The sequence below is a fragment of the Halobacillus massiliensis genome (genome assembly GCF_900166625.1).
Lineage (GTDB): Bacteria > Bacillota > Bacilli > Bacillales > Halobacillaceae > Halobacillus_A > Halobacillus_A massiliensis.
The window spans coordinates 1,272,487-1,292,439 of record NZ_LT800499.1; the positions used below are offsets into that span (position 1 = coordinate 1,272,487).

Below are 19,953 nucleotides of genomic sequence, written 5' to 3' on the forward strand. Positions count from 1 at the left end.
CACAAGGAAAGAGCTTCATACCGACTATTTAACAGCAGATTAAAGAGCGGAATGTTGGGAATATAGGTTCAACTTTTATGCATCCGGTATCCCCTCCCAACAGCTTGTGTTATTTTTATAACCAATAGATGAGGAGGGGTGGAGGATGTATATGAAAAAAGTGGCAGGTTTTATACTTTGTAGTCTTTTTCTTTTCACTTTTTACCCGCAGACTGGATATGCTCATGCACTGGAGGCTCCATTGTCCGTACAGGATCAGAAGATTAAAGATGAAATTGAACAGCTTACAGCTGAACTAGAAGAGGAGAACATTTCAGAACTTCATTTTGTAACAGGGCTTGATGAACGACTTTCAAAGAAACCGAAATACAATAAAGCAAAGAGTCAGCCAGTACAAGATCCATCAGCTAATGACGGGGAGAACATGCTGCAAATACTGGCTGATACCGGAGCGACAGAATGGAACAGCTCGATAATTGAGTTTGCGGAAGAACTTCCTGTCTCACAGGAATCAAAAGAAACGTTGATCAAGCTCTTTAATTATCACGTAGTAAGCAATGTCGTTGTCTCCTCCATGGATTCAGATGATGTAACTGAGGCCATGATTCTTGAGTTGAAGGAAAAAGGGGTTACTGATGATTTTGCAAAAACTACTTCTCATACCTTAGTATTTTTGCTTTTGTAGGAAGCGTGTTACACAAAGAAAGCCCTTATCCTGGCCAGGATGAGGGCTTTCTTTGTCATTAATCTATCAAAGTGAATCTCTTCGATTGAACATCCTGGCTGTTTCCTCCAACAAATACTTCAAATTCACCTGCATCACTCTTGTATTCCATGTCAGGATGAATATAGCGTAACTGCTCCTCCGTGATCGTAAAATTAACCTGTTGGGTTTCTCCGGCTTCCAGGTGAATTTTTTGAAAGTCCTTTAATTCCTTCAGTGGACGAACGACCTGACCAATTAGATCTCTGACATAAAGCTGAACGATTTCTTCTCCAGCTGTTCCACTCGTATTCTTAACTTCTATACTAATAATAAGAGGTTCATCTTTTGTCATAGTCTCAGCCGAAATTTCAAGGGTGCTGTAGGCAAATGTACTGTAGCTTAAGCCGTAGCCAAAGGGCAGCAAAGCCTCATTCGGAGCATCTAAATATTGAGACACATAGCGAACCTGGGCATCTGGAGCATCTTTGGGCCGCCCTGTATTGTAGTGGTTGTAGTAAACAGGGACCTGGCCAACGGAATAAGGAAAGGACATGGACAGCTTCGCGGAGGGGTTCACTTTTCCAAATAGAATATCAGCAAGCGCATGGCCGCCTTCTGTTCCAGGATACCATGCTTCAACTACAGCATCTGCATGTTCCATAACTTCTTTTATATCAAGCGGGCGTCCATTAAACAGGACGGCAACCACTGGTTTACCGAGTTCTTTTATTTTCTTCAGCAAGTCCACTTGTACCTCTGGAATCCGGATGTCTGCACGTGAGCCTGCTTCTCCACTCATGTCAGAACGTTCACCAAGCGCTACTACAATTTTGTCGGCTTGCTTCGCTTTCTCAACCGCCTCCTGGAGGGTTTTCTCTGAACCTGTTTCAATGTCACATCCATCTGCTGTTAACAAATCCGCTACATAGTTTTTCATCCCCTGGTCAAGGGTGATGGTATCTTCTGGGGCGCCTGCCCAGGACCATGGACCTAAAATATCTGTACTCATTGAAAAAGGACCGACTAGTGCAATCTTTTCTTTTTTTAATGGAAGAACCTTTTCGTTTTTCAAAAGGACGATAGATTTCGAGGCAAGTTCTCTTGCCGCCGCTCTATGTTCTGAAGATAGAATAAATTCTTTTTCTTCTTCTTCATTTGCAAAGCGATGAGGATTCTCAAATAAGCCTAATTTCTTTTTCAATGTAAGAATTCTAAGTACCGCTTCATCCAACAGGTCCTCAGTAATCTTGCCTTCTTCAATCAATTCACTCAAATGATTTACGTAACAGGAGGTCATCATTTCAATATCTACTCCTGCTTTAAGCGCCTGCTCAGCTGCTTCTTTTTCATTTGCAGCTACCCCATGTGGAAGAAGCTCTTTTACGGCACCCCAGTCAGAGATGAGTACACCGTCAAAACCCCATTCTTTTCGCAGAAGATCACGCATAAGTGCTTTGTTTCCAGTAGAAGGAATACCATTTAATATATTAAATGCTGTCATAACCATTTCGCATCCTTCATCAAGGGCCGCTTTATAAGCGGGTAAATAGGATTCACGCAGCATCCATTCTGACATATCTACTGTATTATAATCTCTTCCTCCTTCAGGAGCGCCGTAAGCCGCGAAGTGTTTAACACAGGAAGCGACTTTGTACTTGTCACTCTCTAAGTTTCCTTGAAAACCTCGCACAAAGGCCCTTGCAAACGTACTATTTAAAAATACATCTTCTCCGGTCGATTCCATAACCCGTCCCCACCTGGGATCACGTGATAAATCTACCATCGGTGCAAATGACACATGAACTCCAGAAACGGCCGCTTCCTTTGCAGCAATCTCAGCACTTTTCTCTGCAAGCTCCATATCCCATGAACATCCAATCGCTAATGGAACCGGGAAAATCGTCTTAAATCCATGGACTATATCTGACATAAATAATAGCGGAATATTAAGACGGCTGCTTTCTAAATATTTTTTTTGGATATTTTTAATTTCCTTTGCTCCTGAGGCTCCTAAGACGGATCCTGCATTTATAATATCTTTATCGTTAATCCCCATATCCTGCATCGGTCCGGTAATTTGCCCGCTGTCGGAAGCCCCTTTAAAAAAAGGTGTGGCTAATTGCATTAGCTGTCCCGTTTTTTCTTCTAATGTCATTTCATTAAGCAGTTCTTTTAATTGATGGTCATTCATTTTAGTGTCCCCCTATCTAAAATTCGAAACGTTTCAATACATCATGGATAGAAGTATAAGCGTGGTTTCTAATTTCGTCAACCTTGTTACTAGGCTTTACACTTCATTTAAATGGAAAATTTGTAATTTTAAAAAATATATTGAAAGCGAATACAAAATTAAGTACAATAAGTTTATCGAAACGTTTCAACAAAACTTGGAGGGGGATTATTATGAAAACGAAAATATTTGCTTTGCTTGCTGTTGTTTTACTATCAGGTACATTGGCGGCTTGTTCAAGCGGTTCATCATCAGGAGAAGGTGACAATGAGACGGTTACAGTATGGGCAATGGGTGAAGAAGGTAAGAAGCTTAAAGAGTTTAGCAAAGGATTTGAAGAAGCAAACCCTGATTTAAAGGTAGATGTCCAGGCGATCCCATGGGACACAGCGCATGATAAATTGCTGACTGCCGTAGCTTCAGGTAATGGACCGGATGTCGTTCAGTTAGGAACAACCTGGGTGCCAGAGTTTGCAGAGGCAGGAGCACTACTCGATCTTTCTGAATACATGGAAGACTATCCGGGCTTTGCAAAAGAAAACTACTTTGAAGGCTCTGTCTCTACGATGGAATATGAGGATCAAATTGTAGGGATTCCGTGGTATGTGGAAACACGCGTATTGTATTATCGTACAGATATTTTAGAAGAAGCTGGATATGAGGAAGCCCCTAAAACGTGGGACGAGCTTAAGGATGCAGCACGTACGATCGCAGACAGTGGAGAGGATACGTATGGACTTGATATTGACAGAAATGATCAGATCACTCCGTTTATCTTCGCATGGCAGAATGGATATGATGCCGATATTGAAAACAAACAGCTGAACTTTGAGAGTCCTGAATTTAAAGAAGCTATCGAATACTATGCCAGTTATTTTGAAGAAGGAATTAGTCAGACTCAAGAAGGTGTAGATATAGTCCAGGCGTTTAAAGAAGGAAATAAACCGATGTTCTTCAGCGGACCTTGGATGATAAATATCATTAATGACCAGGCCCCTGACATTGAAGGGAAATGGGCAACGGCTGTTATGCCTGAGAAGGAGACAAATACTTCCAGTATGGGTGGAGCCAACTTATCTGTTTTCCATTCTTCCGATAACGTGGAAGGTGCTTTAGAGTACATTTCTTACATGACAGAAGTAGATACTCAAATGGAATGGCTGGAAGCATCGAATACACTACCTTCCCGCACAGATGCCTGGGAAAAGGATATTATGACTGAAGATCCAATGTACGCTACGTTTGGCGAGCAGCTTGAAAATACAAAACCTGGTCTTCAAACCCCTCAATTCGAAAGAATCGCTCAGGAGTTTCTCGGATCGATTGAACGGATTACAGAAGGCGGCGCAGATATAGACGAAGAGCTGGAGAGCTTTAACGAGAAAGCTAATAACTTAATTGACGAATAATAAATAATGAAACGGTGATGGGGTGGAGGGAATCTTTCACGCCATCATCCTTTTTTAAAAGCTCTTAACCATTCGGTTGATAAAGATAGGTGGGTATAAATGAAACCGTTAAGAAATTTATACAGTAACAGACATCCATATATGTTTATAGCACCAGCCGTTATACTGCTTGCTGTCTTCAGCTTAATTCCAATTCTTGTTGCATTTGTAATTAGTTTTTCTGATATGAATTTAAAAGGGCTGGCAGACTGGTCTTCGATCACCTTTATCGGGCTGGAGAATTATATGGATCTGTTTTCTGATGATACTTTTATAAAATCAATTTATAACACATTGTTTTATGTCATAATCGGTGTCCCGCTTGTAATCGTATCTTCTTTATCGATTGCACTGCTGCTTAACTATGGAACGAATAAAATTTTTACTGTGTTCCGCGCCGTATATTATATGCCTTCTATTACTAATATTATTGCTGTGGCTGTTATCTGGGGATATCTTTACAACACGGAATACGGATTGTTTAATTATCTTCTTTCCCTTTTAACAGTGGATAATATTCCGTGGCTGGAGGAGCCGACGATTGCCAAGCTTTCACTTATCCTTTTAGCGGTTTGGAAAGGTATTGGGATTAACATGATTATTTTTCTTGCGGCTTTACAGGGAATTCCTAAATCCTATTATGAAGCAGCCGAAATGGATGGAGCGAACCGTCTGCAAGTGCTTTTTAATGTGACTCTCCCTCTGTTAAGGTACGCAACCTTTTTCGTCACGATTACGACACTAATAGGCTGGATGCAGTTTTTCGAAGAGCCGTTCGTTATGACAGATGGCGGACCGCTTGACGGCACGATTTCCATTGCATTATTTATCTATAAAGAAGGCTTTCAATTCAGTGAATTTGGTTACGCGGCTGCTGGATCATTTATTCTGTTTGCCATGATTATAATCGTAACGCTGATTCAATTTAAGTTTAGAAAATCTGATACTCAGTACTAAAGGGGAAGGAGTGAAAGAAAATGGCAGTGGCTAAGAAACAGAATAAGTTAGAGAAATATTTCGTACTCGCTTTATTGATAATCGGCGGAATTGCTGTATCAATTCCTTTCATCTGGATGATATCAAGTTCGTTTAAACCAGAAAGTGAAGTGCTGTCTATCCCTCCGACGATTTTGCCTGATAATCCGACACTTGATAATTACATCAGCCTTTTTACGGGCATGAATTTTACTGTGTATTTACGAAATACACTCATTATAGTCTTCTTTTCGTTTATAGGACTGCTGTTTAATGCGATGGCCGGCTACGGTTTTGCTAAATACAGCTTTAAAGGCAGGGAGAAAGTTTTTTATCTAGTTTTGGCTACTATGATGATACCGGGGCAGGTAACGATGATTCCTGTGTATCTTATTTTGAATCAGATGGGACTCACGAATACAATGACAGGGATTGTGCTGCCTGGACTTGCCGTAGCATTTAGTATTTTCTTGTTCCGGCAGTTCATGACGACTGTCCCAGATGATTTAATAGAAGCTGCCAGGCTGGACGGCGCGGGGGAGTTTTATATCTTCTTCAAACTGGTCGTCCCGATTGCTAAACCAATTTTTGCAGTTCAGGGAATCCTGACTTTTATAGCAGGCTGGAATAGTTTCCTGTGGCCATTAATTATTGCAAATGATGAAAGCTTATACACCTTGTCTGTCGGTCTGTCTCTCCTCCAGGGGCAATATGCGAATAACTTTGCTTTACAGATGGCGGGTGCAGCCTTCATGGTTGTTCCAATTATTATTATCTTTTCCTTTTTTCAGAAGTATATTGTGGAAGGTTTTACAATGTCCGGAATTAAATAAATTCGAAATGTCATCCTAAAAACAAGTACAATAATTGTAAGCAGGATATAAAAGGAGCAGGAGTTAAGATGGCGACAATAAAAGATGTAGCTAAAAGAGCGGGAGTTGCGGTCTCCACAGCTTCTTACGCGCTAAACGGCATAAATAAAGTGAGTTCTGCCACTATTGAAAAGGTACTGAAAGCCGCTCAGGAGTTAAACTATAAAAAAAGCGGAACGGCTTCAGATTTAAAACGTACAAAGACGAATACCATTGCGTTGATACTCAGTGACTTATCCGGTCCTTATTTTTCAGAGTTAATTAAAGGTGTGCAGGAAGCCACGGCTTCTAATGGTTATGATCTTATCGCCTGCAGTTCAGTAGGCGGAGACAAGTCAACGGCTTCCAAGTTTTTAAAAGAAAAGCGTGTCGATGGGGCTATCGTTCTTGCACAGAATATTTCTTCAGAATTGATCAATGCGTCAGCACGTGAAGATTTCCCTGTCATCGTTCTTGATCGCAAGGTGGACAGTCCATATGCTCTCCACGTGAAAGTAAATAACAGGCAAGGTGGATATGAGGCAACACAATATATGATTAATAAAGGGCACCGGACGATCGCGTATATAAGCGGTCCTCTAAACTCCCATGATAATGAAGAACGTTTTAAAGGGTACCTTCAGGCATTGGAAGACCATGATCTTCCTTATCAATCACGCTGGAAAATAAGCGGTGATTTCACAAGAGAGGGCGGCTACCGGGCAACGAAAATGATGATTGCCCAGCAGAATCTCCCCGAAGCGGTATTTTATGCTAACGATGAAATGGCGATTGGCGGCCTGCAGGCGTTTGCGGAAAAAAATCTAAAGGTGCCGGAAGATATATCGGTGGCCGGGTTTGATGATATTCAATTATCTGAATATGTAAATCCTCCCCTTACTACCGTAAGACAGCCAAAATACGAAGCCGGTGCGCTGGCTGTTCATTTGATTTTTCAAATGTTAGCTGGAGAAAAGGTAGAAAAAACATACAATCTGCCCACTGATTTCGTTGAACGTTTATCAGTTAGAGCTAAGAAGTAAGTACAAAAAAACCTGCATCCTAATGGCTGGATGCAGGTTTTTTTATTTTTGTTTAGATGTCGATTCCCGGACGATCAGTTCAGCCGGCAGCAGAATTTCCTGGTGAGCTTTTTTAGGGTTTTCCATTCTCCAGAAGAGTCTTTCAACTGCAGTCTCTCCGAATACTCTGAAGTTGATATCCATTGTGGTAATGGAAGGAGTCGACAGCTGAGACAGCTGGCCGTTATCAAAACTGCAGACAGATGCGTCTTCAGGTACCTGGAGTCCATGCTGCTGCAATCCTGACGTAACAAGGTACCCCAAACCGTCATTCACACAGAACCATCCAGAAGGTTTAGGGGAAAGCTGCCCAATAAAGTGATTTATGACATTACTTTCTTCAGGAGCATCTGTAAATAAAAACTCTTTTTTTGTCTCGATACCATATTCCTGATGAGCGAGCAAAAATCCGTCCAGCCGTTCCTGATAGCTCGGTGAAAACCTCGTATTTCCTATGAATGCAATATCTCTATGACCGAGTTCAATTAAATGCTGAACTGCAGAATAAGCACCGAAACGGTTATTTGTTAAAACAGCGTCAGCTTTAATGCTTGGATGGTGATGATCAATAAGAATTGTGGGAATTCCTGTATCAAGTACTTTCTGAATATATTCATTACTTATATGAGAAAGGATAAGGACTCCATCCACCTCTCTATTTTCTATAAAAGAAGGAAGAGTGAGTGATTCTTTTGCCTGTAAATTGATGGATTGAATCAGCAGGTTCTTATTTCTTTTATTAACTTCGTTTTCAATGGTCAAATATATTTCTCCAAAGAAACTTCTCATTGAAAAAGCAAATTCGGAAGCAATTAAGGCGATGCTGCCGGTTTGTCTTTTGCCAGAGGTGCGTGTCTGGTATGAACGGTTATAACGATACCCGAGCTGATCGGCAACCTGCTTTACATGTTTTCTGAGTTCCTCACTGACTCCAGGCTTGCCTGTTAAGGCTTGGGATACAGAGTTTTTCGATATATTCAGGTGGTCGGCAATATCTTGCATTGTTACTTTTTTTGCCACGGAAAAAACAACCTCTCTATATAAACATTTTGTAACGTTACTTAATAATATACTTCAATACTATTATAAACACAATAACTTAAATTTATAAGGGTCTGTAAAATTACTATTGACATTACAAAGTGAAGTTGTATAATCAATTGTAAAGTTACTAATAAGCTGTTTCACAACAAAAACCTTTTGTAAGGTAAATTTTTTTAGTTGTAAATGAAAAGGCTTACAATTAAGAATGGAGGAGTAACGGCTCGATGAATGTATCACGGTTAAAAACGAACCCGCTAATCACACCCGAAGATTTAACTCCCTATCATGAAAACCATGAAATTATTGGAGTATTTAATGCAGGAGTAACAATGTACCAGGGAGAAACACTTCTTTTACTAAGAGTAGCAGAACGACCTATTGCAAACAATCCAGAGGTCGTTAAAGCTCCGGTTATCAATAGTTCAAACCAGCTGGAAATTATCGAACTCAGTAAGCATGATGAGACCTATGATTTTTCCGATCCACGAACCATCCGATATCAGAGGGATGGATCAACCGCTTATTTAACATCGCTTTCTTATATTCGTCTCGCCAGAAGTTCGGATGGAAAAATTTTCTCAGTAGATCCTCAACCTTTCATTTATCCGGAAAATAAGCATGAGTCCTTGGGAATTGAAGACGCCCGTGTGACTCAAATAGATGAGATTTATTATATCCAGTACAGTGCTGTATCACAACATGGAGTCGGCGTTGGACTTGCTTCGACAGAGGATTTTAGTACGTATAAACGTCTTGGCTTGATGCTTCATCCGGAAAATAAAGATGTGGCCATTTTTCCTGAAAAAATTAATGGGAAATACTATACGCTGCACCGGCCTGTTCCAAAAGGTATTGGAAACCCAGAGATCTGGATTGCAGAATCGGAGAATTTAATTCACTGGGGCAATCACCAGCACCTGCTGGGATTAAGTGAGGACGGATGGGATAGCGGACGAATCGGAGGCGGAGCAGTTCCTTTTAAAACAGAGAAAGGGTGGATGGAGATCTACCATGCCGCTGATAAAAATGACCGCTATTGTTTAGGGGCGGTTCTTCTTGATCTGCACGATCCCTCCAAGGTTTTGGCGAAAACTTTAGAACCGATATTAGTTCCGGAAGCTGATTATGAAGTTAATGGTTTCTTTGGTCAAGTAGTTTTCACTTGTGGAGTAACGTTACAAGATGGAATGGTACGTATTTATTATGGAGTAGCTGATACATCGATGGCTGCAGCTGACCTAAGAATTGATGACATTTTCAATCAGCTCACCTACGTAACGTTGGCTCGAGGAGGTGCGGTCGAATGACACACTCCGTCCAGAAGCTGCTGAAGGATTATGAAAAGGTAAAGGGAGTGAAGTACGCAGAAAAATTGAAATTTACTGGGGTAGGGGACCGTGATGTATATAACATTACAGCTCCTTTTTCAGATGAAGGAGTTAATGTAATCGCAGGCCGAGTAGAAAACAGGAACACGGAGTATTCAGATGTAATTTTCTTTAAAGAACAAAACAATCAATGGACTCCTTGTAAGAACTATCCAAACTATGCCCTGCAGGATCCATTTGTTACGAAAATTGGCGGCAAACTAGTGTTTGGCGGGGTGAAGGTTACCCCGCATCCTGATGATCATAAGAAGCTTACATGGAAAACGGTCTTTTACAGCGGAGAGAGTCTTAAAAAGCTTAAGTTCTTAACAGAAGGACCGGAGGGAATGAAAGATATTCGTCTGCTGGAAATGCAGGATGGACAGATTGCCGTATTTACCCGTCCTCAAGGTGTAAAAGGCGGAAGAGGGAAAATAGGCTTTACTAAAATAAATGACTTATCCGAGCTGACTTCCGCCAGTATCGAAAAAGCCCCTCTGATTCAACCTCACTTTTCAGAGGAGGAATGGGGAGGAGCAAATGAACTCTACCTACTTGAAAATGGAGATATTGGATTGCTCGGTCATATTGCACGATTTGATGAAGAAGGTGACAGGCATTATTACCCGATAACCTGCCGATATCAAATAGAATCTAATCAATTAACTGACATGAAGATCATCGCTGAAAGAAAGGATTTTCCGAAAGGAGCTGCAAAGCGTCCGGATCTCACAGATGTACTGTTTAGCGGAGGATTGCTTTTTTTAGAAAATGGTGATGCCGAGCTCTATGTAGGAGTAGGTGATGCTGAGGCTCATAAAGCAATCGTGCCTCATCCTTTTAATAAATAATAAAGAAAAAATGAGAGGGGAATGAAAGATGAAAAAGCTGCTTAATCTTCGTTTATTTGTTTTGCTGTTGGTAAGTCTATTTGCTGTCACTGGATGTCAGTCCGGAGAAGGCTCAGAAAATGGCGGTTCAGAGGATGGCTCAGTGGAGTTCGAATTCTGGGCAGCCCCTAACCCGACTCAGGAACAATTCTGGGATGAAATGGCTCAGAAGTATATGGAAGAAAATGAAGATGTAACGATTAACGTATCGCCGATGCCGGAGAGCCCGTCATCAGAAGCTGGTATTCAATCAGCTATTGCGGCGGGGAACGCGCCTGCTATTTCAGAAAATATTTCACGTGGATTTGGGGCTCAGTTAGCGGAAAGTAACGCGATTGTACCGCTCAATGAGTTTGATGGCTATCAGGAATTAATTGAAGAACGCCAAATGTCCGAAACGATGTCCACTTGGACGTTTGCTGATGACCAGCAATTTGTTCTGCCAATCTACTCAAATGCTATGTTGTTTGGGTGGAGAATGGATATTTTAAATGAACTTGGTTTTGAAGAAGTGCCAAAAACGTATGATGAAGTTTTGGAAGTGGGACAGAAGCTGAAAGATGAGTATCCGGAAAAATACCTTTGGGCTAGAGGAGATTTAGTAAAACCGACATGGTCTGCCCGCTGGTTTGACTTCTTCATGATCTATAATGCAGCGTCTGAAGGTAATGGTTTTGTAGAAGGCAGTGAGTTTACGGCTGATGATGAAGCTGGTGTGGAAACACTCAAATTCTTCCAGGATTTAAGTGAAAATGGACTTCTTTTAACACGAGAGGCTACAGATCCATTTGAATCTGGTGATTCAATCATGATGGACCTTGGTCCTTGGACGTTCTCTTACTGGGATGAAAAGTTCCCTGAAATGGAGCAGGGAGAGACTTATGAACTTGCGATGCCTCCTGTTCCTGAAGGAGAAGAGTCGACCACCTTTGCAGATACAAAAGGACTATCCATTTACGCATCTGCGACAGAAGATCAGCAGAAGGCCGCATTTGATTTTGTGAAATGGGTATTTTCAGATGCTGAAAATGACCTGGAGTGGTTTGAAGCAACAAACCTTCCTCCTGCTCGTGATGACTTAGCAGATAATGAAACATTCACTTCATTCTTAGAAGAGAACCCGGAGCTTAAGCAGTATGCAGATAACATTCCGAATTCTGTACCGCCAATGGATAATCCTCAAACGGCTGAAATTCAGGAGCTGATTGGAACACAAGGGTTAAATCCGGTTGTTAATGGAGACAAGGATGCTGAGCAAGCATGGGAGGACATAAAGACCGCGATTGACGGGGTGCTGAAATAATATGGATAAAAGTAATGCAAGGCTGGGTTGGCTGTTTGCCAGCCCTTACCTTATCTATTCCCTTATTTTCTTTTTATTTCCCCTTTTGTGGGCCACTTATTTAGCCTTTACTAACTGGAACTTAATTGCTCCTGATTTCGAATTTGTAGGGATTCAAAATTTTATCGAAGCTTTTTTCAGTGAAAGCGTACGTGCGGCCTTTTTTGTTACTTATAAATTTTTAGGAATGTTCGTCCCTATCGTTGTAGGAGGAGCTTTGATTCTTGCCATGATTATTCACACTCTTCCTAAGTTTAAAGGTTTGTTTTCTGTGGCTTTCTTTTTGCCATACTTAGCTTCAGGTGTAGCCTCTGCGATAATTGTAAATGGAGTGTTATCGTATAACAGCCCATTCAATGTTTGGCTGAGAAGCTCATTAGGACTGGACATTGACTGGTTAGGGTCTTCTATACTCGCTCCTTTAATTATTGCATTGATGATGGCTTGGAAATTTGCTGGCTACTACGCGCTTTTATTTGTGGCCGGACTGGAAAGTATTCCAAAAGAGGTATATGAAGCTGCTGAAATCGATGGAGCGGTTGGTTTTAAAAAGTTTTGGCACGTAACTATTCCGATGCTCTATCCATCATTTTATACAGTTACCATACTGGCTGTCGGACTGATGTTCGGGATTTTTACAGAACCTTATGTCCTTACAGGAGGCGGACCTGACCTGGCCACACATACGTGGCAGCTGGAAATTTACAGTCAGGCTTTTGAAAGACTAAACGCCGGTTATGGAACAGCTATTGCAGTGATCAACTCGATTGTTACATTTGGTTCCATACTTGTCTTCCGCAAAATTTTAGAGAAATGGGGGGCCAAGCATGGCTGGGAATAATAAACTGAAATTAACTTTTTTATATATTGCGGCCTTCAGTGTCCTCATTGTTATGGTGGCGCCTTATATCTATATGGTCTTAGGCTCGTTTGCTGTATGGGATCAGGTCGATCGTAAAATTATCCCTACTCAATTTACACTTAGGTCCTATGAATGGCTGTTTTTTGGTGGAGAGGGAGCAAATGCCAGGCCATGGCTCCGCGCCTTTTTTAACAGTATTTTCGTCAGTACCACTTCTGCTGTCTTAATGATTGCGACAGCATTACTTGTCGGTTATTCGTTAGCTAAGCTGAAATTTAAAGGAAACCGAATGATTAATAACGTCATTTTATTTCAAATGTTCTATCCTGCGGTTATTCTTTTAATTCCACTCTTTCTAATTATCCGCTACTTTGGGATGTATGACACATACTGGGCAATGATCCTTCCGAAAGCTGTGAATCTGTGGGCGATTTTTATGTACACGAACTTCTTTAGAGGACTGCCTGACGAACTAATTGAAGCGGCAAAAATCGATGGAGCAAGTCAGTGGAAAATCGTTTGGAAGATTGTCCTTCCTATGTCTAAGTCGATTACGACAATAATCTTCTTATTTGTATTTATGGAACGATGGGTGGAACTGTTGTGGGACATGCTTGTTGTAAACAGTGAAAACATGCTGACACTTAACGTATTGCTCGCGCAGATGTTCGGTCCATATGGCGGTTATCCAGGTCCCATGTATGCAGCATCTGTTCTGCTGACATTGCCTATCTTAATATTATTTATCATCTTTAGTAAGAACTTCAAGAAAGGGATGCAGTTTGTGCTTAAGTGATGTTCGGGAGATTAGGAATAATATAAAAAACCAAAAAATAAAAGGAGTGAGCGGATATCGCACCCATTGCTTTGCAATTATATTCGTTAAAGGATTATACGGAGAAGGATTTTACAGGGACCCTTGAAAAAGTAGCAGGAGCAGGATACAGCGGAGTAGAATTTGCCGGATATTATAATACATCGAGCAAAAATTTAAAAAAAGTTTTAAATCAGCTTGGTCTAAAAGCAGCAGGTAGTCATATCGGAATAGAAGATTTAGAGAATAGATTAGAAGAAATAATCGACTATTCTCTTACTATCGAGAGTCCATATATTATTTGCCCAGGTCTTCCTGAATCTTATAGAAACAGTGCAGATGCTTATAAGAAGACAGCCGAACAACTTAATAGAATTGGGGAAAAGTGCAGGGAAAGCGGGCTTTTATTTGGCTACCATAATCATCATGTAGAGTTTGAGCAATACGGAGGAAAATACGGACTCGATATTTTAGCAGAACATACAGGAGAGGAGAACCTCTTTCTCGAATTAGATACGTATTGGGCTGAGGTCTGCGGTATAAAGTCTGTCGATCTTATGGAAAAATACAAACAGCGTATGAAGATCCTTCACATTAAAGATATGAACAACTTTGACGAAAAAAGAAATGTAGAGATTGGCAGCGGTGTGTTGAATTTCCAGGAGATTGTAAAAACAGGTAAAGCCCAGAAGATAGATTGGTATACCGTGGAGCAGGAAGAATTTGATAAAGATCCATTCCTGAGCATTGAGGAAAGCTGTCAGTATTTGAAAAGCATTATGTAGGAGGATGAGCGCATGTCAGAAAACAAGCTGAAAGTAGGTATTGTCGGGTGTGGAGGCATCGCTAACGGAAAGCAGATGCCTAGTCTTGCCAAACTAGAAAAAGTGGAAATGACAGCATTTTGCGACATTGTGGAAGATCGTGCCCAAACAGCAGCTGCAGATTTCGGCACTGTGGATGCTAAAGTATTTATTGATTTCCAAGAATTACTTAAAGAAGACCTTGATGTGGTTCATGTTTGTACACCAAATAAATCTCATGCAGCGATAAGCATTGCAGCCCTTGAATCTGGTAAGCACGTCATGTGCGAAAAACCAATGGCGAAAACGGCATATGAGGCCAGAATGATGGCAGAAGCTTCTAAACGAACAGGGAAAAAATTGTCTATCGGTTATAATAACCGCTTCCGTAACGATTCCCAGTATTTAAAAAAGGTCTGTGAAAATGGGGAGCTTGGTGAAATCTATTTTGCCAAAGCCCATGCTATCCGCCGTAGAGCTGTGCCTACATGGGGAGTTTTTCTTAACGAAGAAGAACAGGGCGGCGGGCCGCTAATTGATATAGGCACTCACGCCCTTGATCTTACACTCTGGCTCATGGATAACTATGAAGTGAAAAGTGTAGTAGGAAATGTCTATCATAAGCTCTCTGATAAAAAAGATGCCGCCAACGCTTTTGGACCATGGGACCCTGAAGAATTTAAGGTAGAAGACTCAGCCTTTGGGTTCATTACGATGAAAAACGGAGCCACTATTATATTAGAATCAAGCTGGGCGTTAAATACACTAGATATTGATGAAGCGAAAAGTACACTATGCGGGACAGAGGGCGGTGCCGACATGAAAGACGGCCTTCGCCTCAATGGTGAGAAGTATGGGAAGCTACATGTGACAAATCCGGAACTTGGCGCAGGGGGAGTTGCTTTTTATGACGGAGCTGACGAAAGTGATAGTGACCGCGAAGCACGATTGTGGATTGAAAGTCTGCTAAATAATAAAGAGCCAGTGGTTACACCAAATCAGGCGCTGGTAGTTAGTGAGATTCTTGAAGCAATTTATACGTCAGCAAAGACAGGGGAAGCTGTTTACTTCTAAAATAAAGGATTAAAGATTAAAGGCTCATCAATATTGATGAGCCGTTTTTAATCATTCTCTAGTTTAATTTTCAAACCAATTCCTTGTTCATGATTGCCGAATTTCGGCCCGAATATATTGAGTCCTCCTTTATTTGCTGCTTCTTCTTTAATTCCTAATCGAAAGGAAATGTAAGGAAGGTTGTCTAATTGAAGATCGTTTATCGTAACATCAGAGATTTGTTCATTATCTATATAGCATCCTTCTTTAGTCACCTTCCAATTTTTTAAGAGCTCGTACTGTGTGAGATTAGTGCGCCACCAGTCAGGGGTGAGGGCTCCTCTTTCGCCGCCGAAGTCTCCTGGCGAAGTCCAAGTCCCTGTCTCTTTATGATTCACCCAAATAGTGATATCAGAAGGCCAGTCAAGTTTATGGTTGGGGGCTTCTGAACATAGCTCTAAACTAAATTCGATCTCTTTAGCGTGATGATCATAAGGGATACGGTTAGGGAAACGATATTCTACATAACCATCTCGAAAATATAGTAATTGAGCCCTGATTCGGTCAGGCTCATAAAACGATCGTGGATCGTCTTGATTGCCAATGTAATCTCTTTCGCTCACTATTCCACAGGGAGGAAGAGCATGGCAGTCAATATATTCACCAATACCCATCCAAAGGATGACTTCATGTTCATTTGACGTTTCTTCAGAATTATATAAATCAATTTGGATACGATCGTAATTTATCGCACTTACTTTTTGTGTGCCTCTTCCTGGAACAAGTTGAGTTAGAATTAAATTTACCTTCTCGAGCTTATTAATATGAGAAGCTGTTGTCGAGAAAGGGAGATCTAATTTCTCAGCTAGTTCATTAACATTATGGGGTTTTTCACTTAATAGCTTTAGTATTTTGATACGGGTAGGATTCGCTAATGCTTTATTAATGGGCAGCATATTATCAAAGCTAAGGGGTAACTTTTTCACTAGAGGGCCTCCATAGAATCAATTTCTTTTATTATAACAGAGGTTTTTTCTGAAAAAATATAACAAGCGAAGGACTTTATAAAAAGACCTTCGCAAAATCTTCTGATTACTAGCGTTTTCTTTTCGGAGCTTAATTTTCGACACTGTTTCTTTATATTCTGTTGCAGTTTTAAAGAACTATCCAGTAATTCTCTGCACGTTATGTGTAGGCTGAATGAAAAAGATATTGTTTTTTTGCCCCGTGTACACTTTAGTTACAATATTATATCTGGCCCTGATAAACTATAAATAATAGTAAAGTCAAGGAGGGGAAGTATGAGACATTCTCTAGAGCCTAAGGTTGGTGAAGGACCGAAATCTCCATTACCACAGCAGCTTCAATTATTGGATTCCATCATTCAATCAAGCTATGATGGTATTTTTGTAGCGGATGCATCAGGAATCGGCTGGACGATGAATGATGCCTACACGCGAATTACCGGGGTACCTAAACATAAGCTGTTACATAGAAATCTTAAAGATGCAATAGAGGAAGGGGTCATTTCTGACTCTGTCACTTATAAAGTATTGGACGAAAAGAAAGCGGTTACAATTGTGCAGAGTGTTAACGGAGTGGAAGTACTCGCTACGGGTAATCCTGTTAAAAACGAAGAAGGAGAGATCACGCATGTGGTAACAAATATACGTGATCTGCGTGACTTAAATTACTTAAAATTTGAGCTTCATTCTTCTAATCTAAGTGATGAAACGAGAATCCCCATAACTTCAAGAAGTATAGACCTGCCGCCAAAAGGAGTAGTTGCTAAGAGTAGAAAGATGAAAGAAGCGTTTAGAGTGGCCGAGAAAGCTGCTAGAGTAGATTCTACGATTCTTTTGACAGGTGAATCGGGGGCCGGAAAAGAAATAATTGCTAACTTTATACAAGGAAACAGTAAGCGGTCTAAAGCAGAATTCGTTAAAGTGAATTGTGGAGCGATTCCTTCGACACTCCTGGAGGCGGAGTTGTTCGGTTATGAAAAAGGGGCGTTTACCGGGGCTGTGAACAGCGGGAGAATCGGGCTGTTTGAGAAAGCGAATGGAGGTACTATTTTACTGGATGAAATTGGAGATATCCCTCTTGAGCTTCAAGTGAAATTGTTAAGAGTATTGCAGGAAAAGGAGATTCGAAGAGTGGGAGGGACCTATCAAATTCCGTTGCAGTTCAGGGTGATCGCCGCGACAAACCGCAACCTTGAAGAACTCGTGAAGGAGGGGGGATTTCGGGAGGATCTGTATTATCGTTTGAGCGTCATACCAATTCATGTGCCGCCATTAAGAGAACGCCGTGAAGACATAACCCCCATTGCCTTTTACTATCTCCAAAAATTAAATGAATCTTATGATATGGCGAAAACCTTACATCCTGATTCATTAGCCGTCTTAGAGCACTACAAATGGCCGGGAAATATAAGGGAACTGGAAAATGTGCTTGAGCGTGCAGCGGTTATTTCTGACGCAGATGTAATTCTCCCTGAAGATTTATCCATTTTATCTAAGGAAGGTCCTTCTATAATTCACGGGGAAAGTCTTAAAGCTAAAGTCCAGCAGCTTGAAATTGATTTGATCCGCGAAGCTTTGAATGACCATAAAACAACTAGAAAAGCGGCTAAAGCATTGGGCATTAGCCAATCGTCCCTTGTAAAGAAAATGAAGAAATATGAGTTGGCTGATCAGGAATATATACATGAATGAAAAGAAACGATCCAAATTCGTTTCTTTTTTGATTCTAATTTTCATCATTTTTATTCCAAATCGAATCAAAACTATTTTAGTATTTATCAAATAATGCTGAAGATTCGCAATTGTTAATCCAAAAAAAGTTGGCATGAATCTTGCTTGTAGTAGAGTGAATGACCTTTTAAGGAGAGGAGTGCCTCAATGAACAAAGAAATCATTCATGGAAGAGAAGTATATGCTTACACGCCACGCCCATCTACATTAATAGACATAGTTAAGGAGTCTGCAAATAGTAATCCTGATAGGGAAGCTATAGTCTATCAAGGAGAACGTGTGACATATAAGCAGCTGCTCCAGCAAGTGAATGTTATCAGTGCTTATCTTTATTATGAATGCCACTTAAAAAAAGGAGATCGTCTAGCTTTATTAGTCGGGAACCGGCCGGAGTTTATTCAAATGTTTCTCGCCTGTGCACGTCTAGGAGTTATCGTAGTTCCATTAAACCTTCGCTCTTCAGACAAGGAATTAATCGATATGATGATTAAAGCCGATATCTCTGTTTTATTCGCAGAAGAGGGGTTTGAAGATCTAGTTAGAAAGTGGAAGAAGCAGCATCCAACTTCAATAATTATCGGCACGGAAGGAATAAAAGGAGAAAATATTTATGACTCCTTTAAAAATCTGCTTCATCACAATTTCCCTGATCCAGAGTACCCCTCAATAGATGAAGAAGACCCGCTTTATATTATGTTCACATCAGGTACAACCGGAATGCCAAAAGGGGCAGTTGGCAGTCATGTAAATGTTATTCACAGCGCGCTTCATTATAAAGAAGTCTTTCAAGCAAAAGAACCTGTGCGTACACTAATTGCTGTACCGCTGTTTCATGTGACAGGTCTAATTGGACAGCTATTTTATATGCTGCTTATCGGCGGCACCTGTGTGTTAATGAAGCGGTATCAGACTGGAAAATTTCTTGACTTAATTGAAAGGGAAAACATTACGTTTCTGTTTAATGTACCGACTATATATATTATGATGCTGAGTCATGAGACCTTTCAGCCAGGCAAACTGCGTGCATTAGACATTGCAGCATTTGGAGGAGCGCCTATGTCACAGGAAACGATCGAGTCTTTAATGAAAGCGCTTCCTTTTTTAAGGCTTCATAATGCATATGGCGCTACAGAAACTTCTTCACCTGCAACCATTACTCCTATGATTGAAAATTTTTCTAAGATTGCATCAATTGGCCGAGTGGTGCCCGCCGGAGAAATGAAAGTGATAGGTGAAGATGGTATAGAAGCGGCACCTGGCGATGTAGGTGAATTATATATAAAGGGGCCTATGATTGTAGCGGGGTACTGGAGGAATGAGGAAGCAAATCGTCAGGCATTTGAAGATGGCTACTGGAAGTCTGAAGATATGGCAGCCATTGATGATGACGGCTTTGTATATTTAATGGACCGTAAAAAAGATATGATAAACCGCGGTGGTGAAAAGGTATTTTCTGCTGAAGTGGAAAATGTGCTATACGGGCATCCTGAAGTACTGGAAGCGGCAATTGTAGGTGTTCCTGATGAAATTTTTGGAGAAGAAGTGAAAGCTTTTATCGTGCCGAAGAAAGGATCGGCCCCTAAGGCAGAATCTATTCAAGCTTTTATGGAGGAGAGAGTGGCTGATTATAAAGTTCCAAAACTGATTACATTCATCGATGAACTGCCACGTAATCCTGGAGGGAAAATATTAAAACAGCAGCTTACTAAATTTATAGAAAAATAAAGAAA

The 19,953-nt window shown here is 40.8% G+C and carries 17 protein-coding genes; 14 read left to right on the top strand and 3 right to left on the bottom strand.

Annotated features, from left to right (window positions below):
• Nucleotides 1-145: 145 nt before the first annotated feature.
• Entirely contained in the window at nucleotides 146-685 is a 540-nt protein-coding gene (locus B7E06_RS06360) for a hypothetical protein (protein ID WP_082233174.1), read from the top strand.
• Between the two features lie 58 nt (nucleotides 686-743).
• On the opposite strand, the gene B7E06_RS06365 is transcribed toward B7E06_RS06360, so the two are convergent.
• Nucleotides 744-2,897: a glycoside hydrolase family 3 N-terminal domain-containing protein gene (locus B7E06_RS06365; protein ID WP_082233175.1), complete on the bottom strand. Its 2,154-nt coding sequence runs from the start codon at nucleotides 2,895-2,897 to the stop codon at nucleotides 744-746.
• Nucleotides 2,898-3,109: 212 nt separating this feature from the next.
• Here B7E06_RS06365 and B7E06_RS06370 point away from each other — a divergent pair, with 212 nt between their 5' ends.
• From B7E06_RS06370 to B7E06_RS06385, 4 genes are all read left to right on the top strand, one after another.
• Nucleotides 3,110-4,345, top strand: a complete 1,236-nt coding sequence (locus B7E06_RS06370) for a sugar ABC transporter substrate-binding protein (protein WP_082233176.1) — start codon at nucleotides 3,110-3,112, stop codon at nucleotides 4,343-4,345.
• Between the two features lie 99 nt (nucleotides 4,346-4,444).
• Nucleotides 4,445-5,341: a carbohydrate ABC transporter permease gene (locus B7E06_RS06375; protein WP_082233177.1), complete on the top strand. Its 897-nt coding sequence runs from the start codon at nucleotides 4,445-4,447 to the stop codon at nucleotides 5,339-5,341.
• Nucleotides 5,342-5,361: 20 nt separating this feature from the next.
• Complete coding sequence (locus B7E06_RS06380; protein ID WP_082233178.1) at nucleotides 5,362-6,192, top strand: carbohydrate ABC transporter permease; 831 nt, start codon at nucleotides 5,362-5,364, stop codon at nucleotides 6,190-6,192.
• Between the two features lie 68 nt (nucleotides 6,193-6,260).
• Nucleotides 6,261-7,253: a LacI family DNA-binding transcriptional regulator gene (locus B7E06_RS06385; RefSeq protein WP_082233179.1), complete on the top strand. Its 993-nt coding sequence runs from the start codon at nucleotides 6,261-6,263 to the stop codon at nucleotides 7,251-7,253.
• A 42-nt stretch (nucleotides 7,254-7,295) separates the two neighbouring features.
• On the opposite strand, the gene B7E06_RS06390 is transcribed toward B7E06_RS06385, so the two are convergent.
• Nucleotides 7,296-8,312: a LacI family DNA-binding transcriptional regulator gene (locus B7E06_RS06390; RefSeq protein WP_082233180.1), complete on the bottom strand. Its 1,017-nt coding sequence runs from the start codon at nucleotides 8,310-8,312 to the stop codon at nucleotides 7,296-7,298.
• Nucleotides 8,313-8,560: 248 nt separating this feature from the next.
• Between B7E06_RS06390 and B7E06_RS06395 the strand changes: the two genes are divergently transcribed.
• The 7 genes from B7E06_RS06395 (at nucleotide 8,561) to B7E06_RS06425 (ending at nucleotide 15,488) form a co-directional block, all read left to right on the top strand.
• The gene (locus B7E06_RS06395; protein WP_082233181.1) at nucleotides 8,561-9,643 is read left to right on the top strand and encodes a BtaManbiosPhlase; all 1,083 of its coding nucleotides are present in this window, start codon (nucleotides 8,561-8,563) and stop codon (nucleotides 9,641-9,643) included.
• Complete coding sequence (locus tag B7E06_RS06400) at nucleotides 9,640-10,554, top strand: DUF1861 family protein (protein WP_082233182.1); 915 nt, start codon at nucleotides 9,640-9,642, stop codon at nucleotides 10,552-10,554. Before B7E06_RS06395 ends, B7E06_RS06400 begins: the two co-directional genes overlap by 4 nt.
• 28 nt (nucleotides 10,555-10,582) lie before the next feature.
• Nucleotides 10,583-11,896 carry an extracellular solute-binding protein gene (locus tag B7E06_RS06405; protein ID WP_082233183.1) on the top strand — a complete coding sequence of 438 codons (1,314 nt, stop codon included), beginning with the start codon at nucleotides 10,583-10,585 and terminating at the stop codon, nucleotides 11,894-11,896.
• Nucleotide 11,897: 1 nt separating this feature from the next.
• Nucleotides 11,898-12,776, top strand: coding sequence for a carbohydrate ABC transporter permease (locus B7E06_RS06410; protein WP_082233184.1), 879 nt, complete (start codon nucleotides 11,898-11,900; stop codon nucleotides 12,774-12,776).
• Nucleotides 12,763-13,593 (top strand): carbohydrate ABC transporter permease, encoded by an 831-nt coding sequence (locus B7E06_RS06415; protein ID WP_082233185.1) that lies wholly within the window; start codon nucleotides 12,763-12,765, stop codon nucleotides 13,591-13,593. The genes B7E06_RS06410 and B7E06_RS06415 overlap by 14 nt, the downstream gene beginning before the upstream one ends.
• A gap of 71 nt (nucleotides 13,594-13,664) precedes the next feature.
• Nucleotides 13,665-14,396: a sugar phosphate isomerase/epimerase family protein gene (locus tag B7E06_RS06420; protein WP_179133996.1), complete on the top strand. Its 732-nt coding sequence runs from the start codon at nucleotides 13,665-13,667 to the stop codon at nucleotides 14,394-14,396.
• Between the two features lie 12 nt (nucleotides 14,397-14,408).
• Complete coding sequence (locus B7E06_RS06425; protein WP_082233187.1) at nucleotides 14,409-15,488, top strand: Gfo/Idh/MocA family protein; 1,080 nt, start codon at nucleotides 14,409-14,411, stop codon at nucleotides 15,486-15,488.
• Between the two features lie 47 nt (nucleotides 15,489-15,535).
• Here B7E06_RS06425 and B7E06_RS06430 read toward each other — a convergent pair whose 3' ends face one another.
• A complete protein-coding gene (locus B7E06_RS06430; protein WP_082233188.1) occupies nucleotides 15,536-16,453 on the bottom strand; it encodes an ArsR/SmtB family transcription factor in 918 nt (305 codons plus the stop codon).
• 315 nt (nucleotides 16,454-16,768) lie between these two features.
• On the opposite strand from B7E06_RS06430, the gene B7E06_RS06435 reads away from it, so the two are divergent.
• Both B7E06_RS06435 and B7E06_RS06440 read left to right on the top strand, forming a co-directional pair.
• On the top strand, nucleotides 16,769-18,184 hold the full coding sequence (locus B7E06_RS06435) for a sigma-54 interaction domain-containing protein (protein WP_082233189.1): 1,416 nt from the start codon (nucleotides 16,769-16,771) through the stop codon (nucleotides 18,182-18,184).
• A gap of 186 nt (nucleotides 18,185-18,370) precedes the next feature.
• The gene (locus B7E06_RS06440) at nucleotides 18,371-19,948 is read left to right on the top strand and encodes a class I adenylate-forming enzyme family protein (protein WP_082233190.1); all 1,578 of its coding nucleotides are present in this window, start codon (nucleotides 18,371-18,373) and stop codon (nucleotides 19,946-19,948) included.
• Nucleotides 19,949-19,953: the final 5 nt, after the last annotated feature.